Annotated in this window: 19 protein-coding genes and 1 tRNA gene; 13 read left to right on the top strand and 7 right to left on the bottom strand. The window is 58.4% G+C overall.

Translation table 11 applies throughout. From position 1 onward, the window contains the following. Positions 1 to 43 precede the first annotated feature (43 nt). The 12 genes from ruvA (at position 44) to CQW31_RS15590 (ending at position 8,827) form a co-directional block, all read left to right on the top strand. Positions 44 to 661, top strand: a complete 618-nt coding sequence (ruvA, locus tag CQW31_RS15645) for a Holliday junction branch migration protein RuvA (protein ID WP_099814856.1) — start codon at positions 44 to 46, stop codon at positions 659 to 661. Next, a complete protein-coding gene (gene ruvB / locus CQW31_RS15640) occupies positions 658 to 1,704 on the top strand; it encodes a Holliday junction branch migration DNA helicase RuvB (RefSeq protein WP_054883400.1) in 1,047 nt (348 codons plus the stop codon). The genes ruvA and ruvB overlap by 4 nt, the downstream gene beginning before the upstream one ends. Positions 1,705 to 1,828: 124 nt before the next feature. Continuing rightward, the gene (ybgC, locus tag CQW31_RS15635) at positions 1,829 to 2,281 is read left to right on the top strand and encodes a tol-pal system-associated acyl-CoA thioesterase (RefSeq protein ID WP_054883399.1); all 453 of its coding nucleotides are present in this window, start codon (positions 1,829 to 1,831) and stop codon (positions 2,279 to 2,281) included. A 2-nt stretch (positions 2,282 to 2,283) separates the two neighbouring features. After that, a complete protein-coding gene (tolQ, locus tag CQW31_RS15630; protein WP_054883398.1) occupies positions 2,284 to 2,979 on the top strand; it encodes a protein TolQ in 696 nt (231 codons plus the stop codon). A 14-nt stretch (positions 2,980 to 2,993) separates the two neighbouring features. Further along, positions 2,994 to 3,446 (top strand): protein TolR, encoded by a 453-nt coding sequence (gene tolR, locus CQW31_RS15625; protein WP_008090221.1) that lies wholly within the window; start codon positions 2,994 to 2,996, stop codon positions 3,444 to 3,446. Continuing rightward, the gene (gene tolA / locus CQW31_RS15620) at positions 3,443 to 4,522 is read left to right on the top strand and encodes a cell envelope integrity protein TolA (protein ID WP_371858384.1); all 1,080 of its coding nucleotides are present in this window, start codon (positions 3,443 to 3,445) and stop codon (positions 4,520 to 4,522) included. The genes tolR and tolA overlap by 4 nt, the downstream gene beginning before the upstream one ends. Before the next feature lie 17 nt (positions 4,523 to 4,539). Continuing rightward, positions 4,540 to 5,820 (top strand): Tol-Pal system beta propeller repeat protein TolB, encoded by a 1,281-nt coding sequence (gene tolB, locus CQW31_RS15615; RefSeq protein WP_176507941.1) that lies wholly within the window; start codon positions 4,540 to 4,542, stop codon positions 5,818 to 5,820. Between the two features lie 55 nt (positions 5,821 to 5,875). Further along, on the top strand, positions 5,876 to 6,373 hold the full coding sequence (gene pal, locus CQW31_RS15610) for a peptidoglycan-associated lipoprotein Pal (RefSeq protein ID WP_023381906.1): 498 nt from the start codon (positions 5,876 to 5,878) through the stop codon (positions 6,371 to 6,373). Between the two features lie 6 nt (positions 6,374 to 6,379). Then, positions 6,380 to 7,195, top strand: coding sequence for a tol-pal system protein YbgF (gene ybgF, locus CQW31_RS15605; protein WP_054883396.1), 816 nt, complete (start codon positions 6,380 to 6,382; stop codon positions 7,193 to 7,195). 156 nt (positions 7,196 to 7,351) lie between these two features. Continuing rightward, positions 7,352 to 7,999, top strand: coding sequence for a 7-carboxy-7-deazaguanine synthase QueE (gene queE / locus CQW31_RS15600; RefSeq protein WP_099814855.1), 648 nt, complete (start codon positions 7,352 to 7,354; stop codon positions 7,997 to 7,999). A gap of 16 nt (positions 8,000 to 8,015) precedes the next feature. Beyond that, complete coding sequence (gene queC, locus CQW31_RS15595; RefSeq protein ID WP_054883394.1) at positions 8,016 to 8,690, top strand: 7-cyano-7-deazaguanine synthase QueC; 675 nt, start codon at positions 8,016 to 8,018, stop codon at positions 8,688 to 8,690. Between the two features lie 61 nt (positions 8,691 to 8,751). Next, a tRNA-Lys gene (locus tag CQW31_RS15590) sits at positions 8,752 to 8,827 on the top strand. Positions 8,828 to 9,165: 338 nt separating this feature from the next. Here CQW31_RS15590 and xerC read toward each other — a convergent pair. The 5 genes from xerC to CQW31_RS15565 all read right to left on the bottom strand — a co-directional run bounded on the left by xerC (position 9,166) and on the right by CQW31_RS15565 (position 14,106). Continuing rightward, complete coding sequence (gene xerC, locus CQW31_RS15585) at positions 9,166 to 10,419, bottom strand: tyrosine recombinase XerC (RefSeq protein ID WP_023628688.1); 1,254 nt, start codon at positions 10,417 to 10,419, stop codon at positions 9,166 to 9,168. Beyond that, the gene (gene mobH / locus CQW31_RS15580; RefSeq protein WP_028690576.1) at positions 10,416 to 12,311 is read right to left on the bottom strand and encodes a MobH family relaxase; all 1,896 of its coding nucleotides are present in this window, start codon (positions 12,309 to 12,311) and stop codon (positions 10,416 to 10,418) included. The genes xerC and mobH overlap by 4 nt, the downstream gene beginning before the upstream one ends. Positions 12,312 to 12,405: 94 nt before the next feature. Further along, the gene (locus tag CQW31_RS15575) at positions 12,406 to 13,353 is read right to left on the bottom strand and encodes a hypothetical protein (RefSeq protein WP_023628686.1); all 948 of its coding nucleotides are present in this window, start codon (positions 13,351 to 13,353) and stop codon (positions 12,406 to 12,408) included. A gap of 113 nt (positions 13,354 to 13,466) precedes the next feature. Then, positions 13,467 to 13,820, bottom strand: coding sequence for a type II toxin-antitoxin system RelE/ParE family toxin (locus tag CQW31_RS15570; RefSeq protein ID WP_023628685.1), 354 nt, complete (start codon positions 13,818 to 13,820; stop codon positions 13,467 to 13,469). Between the two features lie 4 nt (positions 13,821 to 13,824). Beyond that, positions 13,825 to 14,106, bottom strand: coding sequence for a type II toxin-antitoxin system ParD family antitoxin (locus CQW31_RS15565; protein WP_023628684.1), 282 nt, complete (start codon positions 14,104 to 14,106; stop codon positions 13,825 to 13,827). A 113-nt stretch (positions 14,107 to 14,219) separates the two neighbouring features. Here CQW31_RS15565 and CQW31_RS15560 point away from each other — a divergent pair, with 113 nt between their 5' ends. Then, positions 14,220 to 14,570, top strand: coding sequence for a hypothetical protein (locus tag CQW31_RS15560; RefSeq protein WP_023628683.1), 351 nt, complete (start codon positions 14,220 to 14,222; stop codon positions 14,568 to 14,570). Between the two features lie 39 nt (positions 14,571 to 14,609). Here the strand turns inward: CQW31_RS15560 and CQW31_RS15555 are convergent, their stop codons facing one another. Continuing rightward, positions 14,610 to 16,139, bottom strand: a complete 1,530-nt coding sequence (locus CQW31_RS15555; RefSeq protein WP_023628682.1) for a conjugal transfer protein TraG N-terminal domain-containing protein — start codon at positions 16,137 to 16,139, stop codon at positions 14,610 to 14,612. Continuing rightward, positions 16,136 to 16,492, bottom strand: a complete 357-nt coding sequence (locus CQW31_RS15550) for a hypothetical protein (protein ID WP_023628681.1) — start codon at positions 16,490 to 16,492, stop codon at positions 16,136 to 16,138. Before CQW31_RS15550 ends, CQW31_RS15555 begins: the two co-directional genes overlap by 4 nt.

The raw sequence follows: 16,492 nt of genomic DNA, 5'->3' as shown, positions 1-16,492 counted from the left end.
TTGAGCGGTCTTCGACCGGCTCCCCGAGAGGAAGGATCGGAACGTGATTGGACGTTTGCGCGGCACCCTGGCGGAAAAACAGCCGCCGCACCTGATTATCGACGTCAACGGCGTAGGCTACGAGCTGGAAGTGCCGATGACAACCCTGTACCGTCTGCCGAAGGTTGGCGAGTCGGTGACCGTGCATACCCACCTGGTGGTGCGTGAAGACGCCCACCTGCTGTACGGTTTTGCCGAAAAGCGCGAGCGCGAGCTGTTCCGTGAGCTGATTCGCCTCAATGGTGTGGGCCCAAAGCTGGCGCTGGCGCTGATGTCCGGCCTGGAAGTGGACGAGCTGGTGCGCTGCGTGCAAGCTCAGGATGCTGCGGTTCTGGTGCGCGTGCCAGGCGTTGGCAAGAAGACTGCCGAGCGCCTGTTGGTTGAACTGAAGGACCGCTTCAAGGCCTGGGAAACCTCTCCGGCCATGTTCACCCTGGTCTCCGATGGCCCACTGCCGCTGGCCAGCGAGTCTTCCGCTGAGGCTGATGCGGTCAGTGCCCTGGTGTCTCTGGGCTACAAACCGCAGGAAGCGAGCAAGGCCATCGCCGCGATCAAGGACAAGGCCGGCCTGAGCAGCGAGGAACTCATTCGTCGCAGCCTTAAAGGGATGATTGCCAAGTGATCGAAGCCGACCGTCTGATCGCCGCCAGTGGCCGCGACCGTGAAGAAGTCCAGGACCGTGCGATCCGCCCGTTGCGCCTGGACGAGTACATCGGCCAGCCGGTGGTGCGCGAGCAGATGGCGCTGTTCATCCAGGCGGCCCGTGGGCGCGGCGAATCGCTCGACCATACGCTGATCTTCGGCCCGCCCGGGCTGGGCAAGACCACCCTGGCCAATATCATCGCCCAGGAGATGGGCGTATCGGTCAAGAGCACCTCGGGGCCGATCCTCGAGCGGCCTGGTGACCTGGCGGCGATGCTGACCAACCTCGAACCGCATGACGTGCTGTTCATCGATGAAATTCACCGCCTGTCACCGGTGGTCGAGGAAGTGCTGTACCCGGCGATGGAGGACTTCCAGCTGGACATCATGATCGGCGAAGGCCCTGCGGCCCGGTCGATCAAGCTCGACCTGCCGCCGTTTACCCTGGTTGGCGCTACCACCCGGGCCGGGATGCTGACCAATCCGTTGCGTGACCGCTTCGGTATCGTCCAGCGCCTGGAGTTCTACAGCGACAAGGACCTGGCGACCATCGTCAGCCGTTCGGCCAACATCCTTGGCCTGTCCATCGAGGACCACGGTGCCTATGAGATCGCCCGGCGTGCCCGTGGCACGCCACGTATCGCCAACCGTTTGTTGCGCCGGGTGCGCGACTACGCCGAGGTGCGCGGCAAGGGCCAGATCACCAAGGCTGTTGCCGACATGGCGTTGAACCTGCTGGACGTCGATGAGCGTGGTTTCGACCATTCCGACCGCCGCCTGCTGCTGACCATGATCGAGAAGTTCGACGGTGGTCCGGTGGGTGTGGACAACCTGGCTGCGGCCATCAGCGAGGAGCGGCATACCATCGAGGATGTGCTCGAACCTTATCTGATCCAGCAGGGGTATATCATGCGCACCCCGCGCGGCCGCGTGGTAACCCGGCATGCCTACCTGCACTTTGGCTTGAATGTGCCTGGCAGCCTGGGCGGGCCAGCCGAATTTTCCGAGCCAGGCGATGAGTGACCGATCAAAATCTGCTTTTCGTGGTCCTACCGCTGGCATGCCGATGGTGCGCTGGCAATTCGACATTAATGAACAAAAACAGTTGCCGCAGCGGATTGGCAAGCTGAGGAGTAAGCACTAGAGTATGCGCGCGCAAAATGGCCTGGAACCGTTCGCACACCGTTGTCGCGTCTATTACGAAGATACCGATGCCGGTGGCGTGGTGTATTACGTCAATTACCTGAAATTCATGGAGCGCGCGCGCACCGAGCGCCTGCGGCATCTGGGCTTTTCCCAGGCGCAGTTGGCCGAGGACAACCTGCTGTTCGTGGTTCATTCCAGCGAAGCCCGCTATCACGCGCCGGCACGCCTTGATGACGAGCTGAGGGTCACCGCGCAAGTACTTGAACTCAATCGCGCCAGCCTGCGCTTCGTGCAGCAGGTCTGGCGGGAAAAAGATGAAACGCTGCTCTGCGAAGGGCAGTTCCTGGTGGCCGCCGTGCGCGCCGACACTTTCAAACCCCGAGCCATACCCCCGGAGCTGCGCGACGCCTTTGTGGCGGACGGCTCGGGTAATCAATCGAACGCAGGAGAATAAGCGTGGAAGCTAACGTCGTCGACCATACCTCCATGTGGAGTCTGGTCAGCAATGCCAGCGTGGTGGTACAGCTGGTAATGCTGACCCTGGTGGCCGCCTCGGTCACCTCATGGATCATGATCTTCCAGCGCAGCACCATGCTGCGCGCTGGTCGCCGTGCGCTGGATGCCTTCGAGGAGCGCTTCTGGTCGGGTATCGACCTGTCCAAGCTGTATCGTCAGGCGGGCAGCAACCCGGACCCGGACTCCGGTGTGGAGCAAGTCTTCCGTGCCGGCTTCAAGGAGTTCTCGCGCCTGCGTCAGCAGCAGGGGGTTGATCCGGACGCGGTCATGGAAGGCGTGGCGCGTGCCATGCGCGTGGCCATCTCGCGTGAAGAAGAAAAGCTCGAGCAGAGCCTGCCGTTCCTCGCCACCGTAGGTTCGACCAGCCCGTACATCGGCCTGTTCGGTACCGTGTGGGGCATCATGAACTCGTTCCGCGGCCTGGCCAGTGCCCAGCAGGCCACCCTGGCCACTGTTGCCCCGGGTATCGCCGAAGCGCTGGTCGCCACCGCCATCGGCCTGTTCGCGGCCATTCCTGCGGTGATCGCCTACAACCGTTTCGCGGCGCGCAGCGAAGTGCTGATCGGCCGTTACTACACCTTCGCCGACGAGTTCCAGGCGATCCTGCACCGCAAAGTGCACACCAGCGAAGAGTAATCAGGTAGAAGCCCATGGCCCGAGTTCGCCACAAACGCAAGCCCGTCGCCGAGATGAACGTGGTGCCCTACATCGACGTGATGCTGGTGCTGCTGGTCATCTTCATGGTGACGGCGCCCATGCTCAACCAGGGCGTGAAGGTCGACCTGCCCAAGGTTTCCAGCGAAGCCTTGCCGCAGGACAACAACGTCCAGATCCTCACCATCTCCATCAAGGCCGACAAGACCTACTACTGGAACCTCGGCAGCGAAGTCGATACCGACAAGCAGATGGACAAGGCCATGACCTTGCCGGACATGACCAGCGCAGTGACCAAGATCATTGCCGCCGGTCGCGATCAGGGCAAGCAGACCCAGGTCTTCATTCGAGGCGACAAGGCTGTCGACTACGGCGCCGTCATGGGCGCCATGGGCGGGTTGCAGAAGGCCGGTGTCGGTAACGTTGGCCTGATTACCGAGGCGCCCTGATGCAACAGCGAGAGCCATCCGCCTCGGAAAGCTACTTCTGGCCCAGTGTCTGGGCCATCGGCCTGCATGTGCTGGTGTTCGCCCTGCTGTTCGTCAGCTTTGCCATGACGCCTGAACTGCCGCCTTCCAAGCCGATCGTTCAGGCTACCCTGTATCAGCTCAAGTCCAAGAGTCAGGCGACTACCCAGACCAATCAGAAGATTGCCGGGGAGGCGAAGAAAACCGCCTCGCGCCAGACCGAAGTCGAGCAGCTGGAGCAGAAGAAGGTCGAGCAGGAGGCCATCAAGGCCGCGGAACAAAAGAAAGCCGACGCCGCTCAAAAGGCTGAAGAAGCACGCGAGGCCGCCGAAGCCAAGAAGGCCGAGGAGGCTGCGAAGGCTGCCGAAGCCAAGAAAGCCGCCGAGTCCAAGAAAGCCGAAGAGGCGAAGAAGGCCGCTGAGAAGCAGCAGGCTGACATCGCCAAGAAGAAGGCCGAGGAAGAGGCGAAGAAGCAGGCCGAGGAAGAAGCCAAGAAAAAAGCAGCCGAGGAGGCCAAGAAGCAGGCCGCCGAGGAGGCGAAGAAGAAAGCAGCCGAGGACGCCAAGAAGAAAGCGGCGGCCGAGGAAGCAAAGAAAAAGGCAGCTGAAGAGGCCAAGAAGAAGGCCGCTGCAGATGCACAGAAGAAGAAAGCACAGGAAGCGGCCCGCAAGTCGGCGGAAGACAAGAAAGCTCAGGCACTGGCCGAGCTGTTGTCCGACACCACCGAGCGGCAGCAGGCCCTGGCTGACGAGCAGGGTGACCAGGTGGCCGGCGACTTCGACGACCTGATCCGCATGCGCGCGGCCGAGGGCTGGGCACGTCCGCCTTCCGCGCGTAAGGGCATGACGGTGACCCTGCAGGTCAACATGTTGCCGGACGGCACCGTCACCGGTGTCAGCGTGATCAAGTCCAGCGGCGATGGGCCGTTCGACAGTTCGGCGGTGGCAGCAGTGAAGAACATCGGTCGCTTGACCGAGATGCAGGGTATGAAGCCGAGCGATTTCAATCGTTATCGTTCGTTCAAGATGACATTTACACCTGAGGATCTAGCGTTGTGATTAAACTCCTTCGAGGAATGCTGGTCATGCTCTGCTGCGTGGCTGGCATGGCCATGGCAGAGGAAAAGAACATCCTGGTCACCAGCGGCAGCGATCGGGCTACGCCCATCGCGGTAGTGCCGTTCGGTCTGCAGGGTGGCAGTGTGCTGCCGGAAGACATCGCCGACATCATTGGCAATGACCTGCGCAATTCGGGCTACTACTCGCCGATCCCGCGTCAGAACATGATCAGCCAGCCTACCCAGGCCAGCGAAGTCATCTTCCGCGACTGGAAAGCGCTGGGTGCCCAGTACGTGATGGTTGGCAGCATCGTGCCTTCGGGCGGTCGCCTGCAGGTGCAGTACGCGCTGTTCAACGTCGCCACCGAGCAGCAAGTGCTGACCGGTAGCGTGGCGGGCAGCACCGACCAGCTGCGCGACATGGCGCACTACATTGCCGACCAGTCTTTCGAAAAGCTCACCGGCATCAAGGGTGCATTCTCTACCCGCATGCTGTACGTGACGGCCGAGCGCTTCTCCACCAACAACACCCGCTACACCCTGCAGCGTTCGGACTACGACGGTGCCCGTGCCGTAACCCTGCTGCAGTCGCGTGAGCCGATCCTGTCGCCACGCTTCGCGCCGGACGGCAAGCGTATCGCCTATGTGTCGTTCGAGCAGAAGCGCCCGCGGATTTTCGTGCAGAACATCGATACCGGTCGCCGTGAGCAGGTGACCAACTTCGAAGGCCTGAACGGTGCACCTGCCTGGTCGCCTGATGGTTCGCGCCTGGCGTTCGTGCTGTCCAAGGACGGCAACCCGGACATCTACGTGATGAACGTGGCCTCGCGCCAGATCAGCCGCGTGACCGCCGGCCCAGGCATCAACACCGAACCGTTCTGGGGCAAGGATGGCAACACCCTGTACTTCACCTCCGACCGCGGTGGCAAGCCACAGATCTACAAGCAATCGGTCAGCGGTGGTGGTGCCGAGCGTGTAACGTTCGTGGGCAACTACAACGCCAACCCGAAACTGTCGGCGGACGAAAAGACCTTGGTGATGATCCATCGTCAGCAAGGCTTTACCAACTTCAAGGTGGCGGCACAGGACTTGCAGCGCGGAAGTGTAAAGATTCTCTCGGAAACAAGTCTTGATGAGTCGCCCACTGTTGCGCCTAACGGCACCATGCTAATCTACGCCACCCGCCAGCAGGGCCGGGGAGTCTTGATGCTCGTGTCGCTTAACGGCCGTGTGAGGCTCCCACTTCCTACCGCTCAAGGCGAAGTCAGAGAACCGTCCTGGTCCCCTTACCTGAACTGATTGCGGCGTAATACGTTTTTGCTTAACACACTGGGGTTTCATTAGGAGTTTCACGATGGAAATGCTGAAGTTTGGTAAATTTGCTGCGCTGGCTCTGGCCATGGCCGTAGCTGTAGGTTGCTCCTCGAAAGGCGGTGACAACGCTGGTGAAGGCGCTGTTGACCCGAACGCTGGCTACGGTGCCAACACTGGCGCAGTTGACGGCTCCCTGAGCGAAGAAGCTGCCCTGCGCGCAATCACCACCTTCTACTTCGAATACGACAGCTCGGACCTGAAGCCAGAAGCCATGCGCGCTCTGGACGTTCACGCCAAGGACCTGAAAGCCAACGGCAACCGCGTTGTCCTGGAAGGCAACACCGACGAGCGCGGCACCCGCGAGTACAACATGGCTCTGGGTGAGCGTCGTGCGAAAGCCGTTCAGCGCTACCTGGTTCTGCAGGGTGTTTCCCCTGCTCAGCTGGAACTGGTTTCCTACGGCGAAGAGCGTCCAGTTGCCACCGGCAACGACGAGCAGTCCTGGGCTCAGAACCGTCGCGTAGAACTGCGTAAGTAAGTTCTTATGCGTATGTGCCGTCGTGCTGTAACCGTCCTCGCACTCAGCCTTCCGCTCTCGGCGTGGGCTGCGGTTCCTGTAGTTGATGACAACGGGGGTGCTTACCCACCTTCCGGTTATGGCACGAGCGGCGCCTATGCCGGCGCAGGGGCTTCGACCCCTGCTTCGGCACAGGGCCAGCTGTTCATGCAGCTGCAACAGATGCAGGATCAACTTTCCCGTCAGCAAGGCATCATCGAAGAGTTGCAAAACGATGTGTCGCGCATGAAGCAGGAAAACCTGGAGCGTTACCAGGATCTTGATCGTCGTATCAATAGTGGTGCCGCGCCTGCCGCGACCCCCGACAATTCCTCCACCGGTGGTGCATCCAATGCCGCCGCCGGTGCCGCAGCAGGTGCCGCTGGCGCTGCTGCACAACAACCGGCCGCCAGCAGCGAGCCCGGTGATCCGGCGAAAGAAAAGCTCTACTACGACGCCGCTTTCGACCAGATCAAGCAGAAGGACTTCGACAAGGCCAGCCAGGCGTTCAACGCCTTCCTGCGCAAGTACCCGAACAGCCAGTACGCCGGCAACGCCCAGTACTGGCTGGGTGAGGTGAACCTGGCCAAGGGCGACCTGCCAGCGGCCAGCCAGGCGTTCGCCCAGGTCAGCCAGAAGTACCCCAAGCACAGCAAGGTGCCTGATTCGCTGTACAAGCTGGCTGACGTCGAGCGCCGCATGGGCCACACCGACAAGGTCAAGGGCATCCTGCAACAGGTCATCACCCAGTACCCCGGCACCTCAGCCGCGCAACTGGCGCAACGCGACCTGCAGAAGCTCTAAGTTGTACCTTTGCAAGAAACCCGCGCCTGTCGCGGGTTTTTTCGTTAGAATCACTGCCCTTTTATAAACACGCTGTAGCGGATAACGCCATGTCGAGTCCGCGACAGTGCCTGACGGAGGCGGACAGCCTGTTTAGCTGTCACGCCCGTGGCGAACATGCAAGACACATTACGCATCACCGAAGTCTTTTACTCTTTGCAGGGTGAAACACGAACGGCTGGGCTGCCCACGGTATTCGTGCGCCTGACCGGTTGCCCCCTGCGCTGCCAGTACTGCGACAGCGCCTACGCCTTCACTGGTGGCACCATTCGCACCCTCGATTCGATCCTTGAGCAGGTGGCCGGCTTCAAACCGCGTTATGTCTGCGTCACTGGCGGCGAGCCGTTGGCCCAGCCGAACGCCTTGCCGCTGCTGCGGCGCCTGTGCGATGCCGGCTACGAAGTGTCGCTGGAGACCAGCGGCGCCCTCGATATCTCGGGCACCGATGTGCGCGTCAGCCGCGTGGTCGACCTCAAGACCCCAGGGTCGGAAGAGTCGCACCGCAACCGCTACGAGAACATCGAGCAGCTGACCCGCAACGACCAGGTCAAGTTCGTCATCTGTTCCCGCGAGGACTACGACTGGGCAGTGTCCAAGCTGATCCAGTACAACCTGGCCGAACGCGCGGGCGAGGTATTGTTCTCGCCCAGCCATCACCAGGTGAGCGCGACCGACCTGGCCGACTGGATCGTCGCCGACAACCTGCCCGTGCGTTTCCAGATGCAGCTGCACAAGCTGCTGTGGAACGACGAACCCGGACGTTGATTGAGGAGTGAAACAGATGACTGATAAACGCGCAGTAATCCTGCTGTCTGGCGGCCTCGATTCGGCCACGGTGGTGGCCATGGCCAAGGCCGAAGGCTACAGCTGCTACACCATGAGCTTCGACTATGGCCAGCGCCATCGCGCCGAACTGAACGCCGCCGCCCGCGTCGCCCGTGACCTGGGCGTGGTCGAACACAAGGTCATTGGCCTCAACCTCGATGGTATCGGTGGCTCGGCCCTGACCGACAGCAGCATCGATGTGCCGGAGTCTCCGGGCGAGGGTATTCCCGTCACCTACGTGCCGGCCCGCAACACCGTGTTCCTGTCGCTGGCACTGGGGTGGGCGGAAGTGCTGGAGGCGCGTGACATCTTTATCGGCGTCAACGCAGTGGACTACTCCGGCTACCCGGATTGCCGCCCCGAGTTCGTCGAGGCGTTCGAGCGCATGGCCAACCTGGCCACCAAGGCCGGTGTAGAAGGGCAGGGCTTCCGCATCCAGGCGCCGCTGCAGAACATGAGCAAGGCGCAGATTGTGCAGGCGGGTATCGCCCGAGGCGTGGACTACAGCCTGACGGTGTCCTGCTACCAGGCCAATGATGAAGGCCAAGCCTGTGGCAAATGCGACAGCTGCCGCCTGCGTGCCGATGGTTTCAAGGCGGCGGGCGTAGCAGATCCAACCCGCTACTTCTGACAAAAGGTTGGCTCGGGTATTGATTTCCCGTTAGAAATCAGTATTATACGCGCCAACCAGCGGGTCGTTAGCTCAGTTGGTAGAGCAGTTGGCTTTTAACCAATTGGTCGTAGGTTCGAATCCTACACGACCCACCATTATTCACAGCGGTTCGTGAGTGCTAGAGAGGGGGGCTTGCCACAGCCATGTCTAGTCTTGCAGCCGTCTGGAGCGAACCTTAGGCTCGCTTCGGCGTGATGTCAATATGGAATAGCCCGCCACTTATGGCGGGCTTTTTCGTTCCTGGGCCAAAAAACTCAATGACTTAGGGGATTTGCGGGCTGCTCACCTCCGCGAAACCTCGCTTCGCGACGTCTCCAAAACACGCGCAGCCAAAGGCATGGCGCCAGTTTCCTAGCACCAGTGACCTGGAACAGTTATGTGCTATCTGCCCTGCTTCAGCTAACCATGTAGTGGCTCATTGCCATTCGTCGGTTCAGAACTTCGGGGAGGCACGGGCGTTGTACACAGTGCCTGCGACAGCAGAATGAGATCGAGCAAAAGGTGTAGACCCTGTTGTCGATGCCATCAGGCTGAACAGAAGGCTTGGTTGAAAGAGATCTTCGGGCGGTAGCAAAGCACTGGCACAGCTCTGCCTGAACTCAATCAGCAGACGTTCTGGTGCCGAGCAGCCACCTCCTTGATCATCTTCTTCGATCGTTATTCGTCGACCAGGCTCTGTGCGGGTACCGCTTTCACCAGGACGCGAATTTGGTGCACTACATTCATCCACCCGACGTACAAGCCTCAATGCCCCCTGCTGCATGCTGCGCTCGTGCAGTACGTCTCGCATGTGGTCATAGTCGGCTTCGATGTAGCTCATAGTGGTTGCGATGTTCGAATGGTTCAGCAGGTTCTTGGTCAGGTGGATGTTTCTTTCCGGCTGCTTCATCAGATCGGTTGCAAGCGTGTGCCTGAACCGGTGCGGAGTCATCCGCACCCCGAGCCTGATGATCAGCTTCTTGTACATCGCCTCGACCTGGTCCGAGTTCATTTCATGCCGCTTGTAATGGCGGGAGAAACGATTGACGTTGAACAGCTGGTCATCGGCGGCAAAGCCCGCTCGACGAGCTTCATCGACGAGGCGCTGAATGTGCGGCGCTAGCCCATCCATGATGGGAATGCGAAACTCGCGGTGTGTTTTTTCGGTTTCGCCGCGGACGAGAACCAGCCGTCGATCCCAGTCCACATCCTTGAGCCGGATGCATAGCAGTGCATTCAGCCGTATGCCGGTGTAGTAGAACATCTCGAAAGTTGCCAGCCAGAACCACGCTGGTGTGATTCTGGCCCGGTCCCCAGTCGACTCCTCCTGGTCAGCAAGACTTCTGAGCCACCGCCTTGCACGGACGATCGCTTCGCCGGCAATGATTTTGCTCTGTCGCTTCGGTGCAATTACCGTCGTCTTCTTGAATGGGTTCACATCGGTGTTGGGAAGAATCCCGTACTCGATGCCGTACCCCCATATTGTTCGGAGGTGATTGGAGTAAGTGTTCCAGCTGCGCTTCGACAGACCTCCTTCAATCAGCTTGTTCCTTAAGGCAAGGACGTCCCGTCGATCGATGGTCTCCACATCAACAGCGTTACCGAAGTTCTTTTCCAGCTTCTTCATTGCCGCGCCGTAGATTTTCGCGCTGGCAGGCCGGAGGTCGTGATCGACGAGGTATTCCCGGAGCAATTTCTGGGGCGTCATTCAGCGGCCCCTTCCGTCACTCGTCGCAAGCTTGGGTTGTTCAGGGGCTGCTCAGCAAAGATCAGCTTCGGATCAAGAAGCAAGTAGCCCCTCAGCTGCGTGGTCTTCCGTGGGCCTACTACATCGTAGGTCCAGATGTTCAGCTGCTTGCTGGTTTTCTGGTGGCTCTTCTCTTTCTCAAATGCGCGTTGTACATGCTGCCAGGCCGCTGTCCCCGGTTTACCGACGATCCTCTCAAGCTCCGGGTGCTCAAGCACATATCGCTTGAAGATCCCAGGGGTAACGAGCATTGCTGTGTCGTCGACGGTGTGAATCAGGGCCTTGGTATCGTTGATGATCAATTTGTGGGAGGCGACCCCGGCTTTGAGCCAGGCGATGAAAGCTCCTCCCAGCGAACTACTCGTAGGCATGGTGGTGACATCTTTTATTGCAGCATTCCTTGCTGTGGCTGCTAGAGAATCGTCAGCCGGCTCTACCTCTTCGAGTCCTTGCTGAGGAGGGGAGGCGGCTGCTGAGCCTGGGCTAGCACTTAGCTCTTCTGATGGCGCAGTGATATTACTATACAGTGACAGTAATTCTTCGCGCTCAGATGATCGGATCCCTTCGGTTGGAGTTGGCTGGACTAGGGCTCGAGGTCGTGCCGGCGGTTGAGTTGCATCGCCCGAGGGGGCGACTGGCTCATCCGGTACCGCACAGACGGTTTCCGCACTGGTGCCCGCCTGCGCGACTGTCTCCGGTTCCTGGTCCAGGGTGAGGCTGCCACCGTATAGAGGGGGGCGTTCGTCCGGATTCGGCCAGACGAGTACCGGCGAGACCTTTAAGAAGGTGAAGCTGTTCTTCCAACCGCGGCCGTTATCGATGGTGGCTTTCCAGATCGCCTTATCCTGGGCATTGGTCTGGATGATTGCCTGGTCCTGCAGCATGTTGAAGAACGGAGCATTGGAGGTTGGCACTCCCTCAATACCCTGGGTCAGCAAGTATGCCCGGAGCTGGTCTGCTGCTGGCTTACTCACCAGCCAAAGCGCATCTTGCGTCAGCCAACCATCTGCCGGTCCATCTGGCTGATTGAGCTTGAGTTTTTCTCGCACCAGGAATCGCAGACCGTCGGCCAGTTGTCGCTGCAGCGATTGCTTTGGGGCCGCCAGCGCGCGTTCAGGATTGCCTCCCAGTTGCTGGGCAACGGAAGCTTTATCCGCCTGGATCACCATTTCGCCGAGGATGCCGGCGTGCTCGTACTGGCCGGCGAGAAGGTAGATCAGTTGCTTCCATAATTCAGGGAAACCGCTGAGCCAGTCCAGGATTCCGGTGTCCAGGACTTGCATGTACACAAGAGCTGAAGCAGCCCCGTGCAGTTGGTACTCCCTACCTTTCACATACTTGAACCGGTAGGGGCGGTTGATCGGGCCGTGCCATGGGTGCCATGCGCGGCCATCTTCGAGCTCGACGCGGAGGTCAACAGCGATCTTCCCCAAGTCGTGTAGCAACGCGCCGTAGGCGGCCGCTGCAGTCCAGGCTTCTGCTTGAGCGGATTGGGACTCCGGTGGAGCGCCTATTGGCAGAAGGTGCGTCTGCCGGATCTTTAGGGCATAGGCCACGATCTCCAGGCCGTGGTCCAGGAGTCCGCCAAGGTGGGCATGGTGATGGTTTTCAGAGGCAGGGAGCAGCTGCACCAGCTCAGCGTAGCGCTCGAGCGGTTTAAGGTAGAGGGTATTGAACTGAGCTCGTGAGAGCGAAGCCCGGCGCCAGATGTTCTCCAGGAGCTGCTGACGGAGTGGGCTCTGCAGGAGAGCAGTAGCCTTCGCCGGCAGATGGAAGCCCTGTGGTGAGGCTTCTGGTGTTGGTTTAGCCGGTTTGCGGCTCAACCAGGAGAGGAGTTGCATAGGGTGCTCCATGGGGTGTGCATGGAGCGGGCTTTTCTCTTAATGCCAAGATGGCATCAACGGTAAAGCGAATTCCGAGGGGAACGGATTTCTTGGCAGATGGCCATCATTCGGGAGGGTAGAGGGTCACGTTGTCCCCCTCTACGACGATGGTGTGCCCGGAGCTACCCAGCCCAAATTCGTTTCTTGAGCCATTAAACGTTCCAGATGGTGTGTTAAAAGTGAAATTTTCAAATATTACGTATTGATAGACGTTGAAGCCCGAACCGTAAAGGCCATCCTTTCCTCTTGGATACTCTTTGAATTGAACATTGTTGTACTCGGGTTTCAGTAGGCTAACAAATGCTTTTTCGGCATCTGCTATAGTGCGCGAGCTATTAATATCCAAAACCATGTCATCCATTTCATCCTCAGGCGCCCATGTCTGAATAATAAGTGGATCAATGTCGAAGAAGAATAATACGATTTCGTCTGAAACTCGATTCGATGGGGTTGGGTAGCGAATCTGTTCTTCTGTAAGGATCTCAACACGACCTTGATGAGCTTTATTTAGCAGTCGCTCGAAACTATCCTGCTTGTTTGCTATCCCAACATAAAGTAGGTCGTAGTTGCAAACAATGGCGTGATTGTTGAATCCTTGTAAGTTTGGGTTCCCCCTAGATTTTTCCCAGTATACTGAATCGGGGGTATACCAGGTGTGTGAGTGCATCTTCTCACCAGGACCTGGACGGTTGTGTCCGATCTGAATTATTTGGTCGTCCCAGGCCGCATGTACCGCTCCCCCAAGGGGTACATTTGCTTGCAGATTAATATAGCCCCAGTCAACTGTCTCTCCTGCTAACTTAATTTCTATCCGGGCAATGTCATTTACTGTGTCGACGATTCGTACATCGCCAAACTCTGTCCGTGGCCTAGCCCCGATCATGTATAACTTGCTACGTTTAAGCTTTGCGGCGAAAGCTGCATTTGCTTCGTCTCTAAAGTCCTTGCTCATGCTGTTTATGAACGGGGGGTGTACCGTCGCAAGGCGGACCATTTTCCCTAAGAAACTCATCGACTAACTCCTTGACGCCCTTTCAGTTTTTGGGCCCTTTCAGGTAAGGCTTTTACCCTTGTGATCCATTCCATTATCCATTCAAGCCCATTTTCTGTTGAGCCATTTACCCTTTACTGCTGATGCAGGTGTTTCAAATTCTGTGCGACCTCCATAGCATCGTGGAGGACTCGTAGTATCTCAACGATTTGATCTGTCCCAGCTCGGTAGAACACGATATGTCGAGGTCTAATCACGCGGCCGTCAGTCATCTGCAGCACGTTGAATGACAGATGCAGGCTACGAAGGCCCGGGGAAAGCTCATCACGCATTTTGCTGTCTACCGGCGTCGGCTGTTCAGCTAGGGCGAGGAACGTCTGCTGTAGCAGGTCTTGATACCGACTCCTGACGGACTGACCGAGCCTCACCTCAGTGAAGCGAAGCGTATCGGCGATGTCGATGCATGCCTGGGGGGACATGCGAACCATGGCCCTACTCATGCTTTTCGCCCGCCAGTCTTCCAAGATTATTGAGGTAGGCTGCCAGATTGGCCGGATCGATTTCATCGTATTGGCCTGCTTCGACCTGCATGATGCCCACTGATGTTGCGTTGCGCAGCGCTTCGAGTCTGGCTGCCTCAGCTGCTTCATGCTCAAGCAGCATCCGGATGCCTGCACGCACGACCTCGCTGAAGTTCTGGTAACGACCCGTGCTGACTAGTTCATCAATGGACTGCTCCATTGGCTGTGGAACGACGACATTGTGGGTGGCCATGGATGTGAACCTGATGAGTGGTGATGGCGTTTTATGCCATACCCCTTGCGAAAATGCCAAAGCTGTCGTATATCTGATGGCAAGATGCTCTCATAGGGCAAGGAGATTGAATCATGACTGCAGCCGCCAAACACTCGATTGCCTTCCGCTTAGGCCGGGCCCTGGGAGGTGTGGCGCGCTTCTGCATGCATGACTTGAATCCGACAGTCCGTTGGGTTAAGCGGGTAGTCCTCGCCATGGTAATTGCGCTCATTTTAGCCAACTCGATAAGCTGGCTTATGTCGGTGCTGCTGACGGTCATTTCACTTGCTCTCGGCCTGTACGCACTTTCCAAAGCTGACCTGGATAAGGTTGATATGTTCTCCGAGGATAAAGAAGCCCCCTATGGTCGGGACGGAGTTATGGGCTGCCCTCTCAATATGTGGGGCGAGCGTACTGACGGTCTTGATCGGGATCTTCCTTGAAAAGCTTGGTCTCAGTAAAGGACCAAGCTTTTATCAACGCTACTGCCCACCGATTGACTTCACTGCCTTCTGAGCCATTTGTCCCCCTTCGCTGCCAGCTTTTCCTACAGCGTCGGTTCCTTTGGTTAGACCGTTAAGGATCGTCCCTGTTTGCACTCCAGCCCAGCCGAGAGCAACTATCCAGAAGGTCGGGAGGATGATGAACATCGAACCCATGACGAAGTTCAGAATCGCGTCTTGAGTGGTGGTGTTCAAGCCCATCACTGGATCAAAGGATAGGTGTGGTGAGCCCGAACCATACAAAACGTCGATGATTGTGCTGTCGACCCATCTTGCCAGTTGGAACCAAAAGTCTACAAATATTAACGCGAACATTGTTACTGACATGGTCATGGCAACTTTCAGTTGATACGCACCGATTATCAGCACCAGTGGAATGCTGATGACCATGGCCATCTTGAGGAAGGCCACTACCATCGGTAAGGCTTGGCGCACCATGTCCATCGCCGGGAAGAAGGCCAGCGACCCGACGGCGACCCCCAATGTTCCGCCTGCACGTGCAAGGCCGTTCCAGACGGTTCCATCGACCTGTCCACCATAATCGGTGTAGACGTCGCCGTTGACCTGGCTAGAAGGCGACACGAGCTGGCGAATCATCGAGTCGGTGACTTCCTCCTGGGACAGCCACTTTGCCCACCCGAGGAACTGGTTCAGCAAACTAGGATCGACTTGGGCTTTCAGTCGGTCCCGCAGGCCGATGTTCCCGTCAGACCACCACTGTTTGCAAGTGGGATACCCACCACCACCGGTAACCTGGGGCATGCCATCATCTCGTTTCGTGTCATACGGCCAGGATGTACGGGGTGTTCTGGAGTAATCCGTGTCGTAGTAACCAGCCGTGTTCAGCAGGTAGTGGGACCCGATCCAGTTCAGGTCCTGTAGGGCCTTCTGGTCTTTGGCGATCGACCCAATGTCGGGCTGACGCATGAACAGGCGCGCGCGGGAAGGGCCGAAGCAATCATGGGTGAAGTCTGCCACCTCCTGCGCGAGCAGAGGATTGCCGATCCTCATCGCGTCGACCTCCATGCGCATTTGCCTGAGATCTGTACCGCAGGGGATTGCTGCAACAGCGCCGCTATTCAACCCCTTGGACAGCGCGTGTACGAGCGCCCACCACACCGGCACCTTCGCGCTCTTGCCGGCCAACGAGCTGAAGGTGGTGTTCCAGCCTGTCTCCGAGGGCGCCGGCGTCAGTACCTGGCACTGCTTCCCTCGCGCCTGGTCGAACTGCAGAGTGTCAAATCCCACGGAGATGGCTGGCACAGCACACAGTGAAACAACCACATACCCAACGTACAGCTGGGTTTCAATGCGAGCCAGGGACAGCACCCCCTTGTTGCCCTCGTCAGCGCCTTCTCCTCGGACTTTGATCCACTCACGGGCCACGATGATGATAAAGGGCAGGGCGAAAAGGCCCGTGTCCGAAATCATGTCCCAGATCCCGTTGTTGATGATCCACCCTACCAGGGTGAGGTAATACTCGAGGTAGTCGTTCGTATAGAGCGTCATAGGACCTCCGACCAGGTGATTGGCGCCTTCGAGATCTCGATGATCACGAACAACAGGAGTACCAGGAACTCGATCCGCTGAACCCCCTTGGACGACTGATCTTCGTCGCTCCCAGGCAGACGCGCCTTGAGCTTCACCCACGCGAAGACGATGCTGCCATAGAGGGCGAGTCGCCATAGCAACAGTGGCAGGTAATTGCCCTCACGCCACTTCAACCAGGTGTCGAACACGCCCAGATGATTGACCGCGATGACGCCGAGCAACACGCTCAGCAACAGCATCACCACGCTCAATAACACGCCTCCCAGGAGGACTTTGAGGGGGTGGGCTTTTTTCTCGACATCTTCCGCCAT

The sequence above is a fragment of the Pseudomonas sp. 382 genome, from assembly GCF_002759075.1.
Classification (GTDB): domain Bacteria; phylum Pseudomonadota; class Gammaproteobacteria; order Pseudomonadales; family Pseudomonadaceae; genus Aquipseudomonas; species Aquipseudomonas vlassakiae.
The sequence above is the reverse complement of the archived record's forward strand: the minus strand, read 5'-3'. Positions and strand labels throughout refer to the sequence as shown.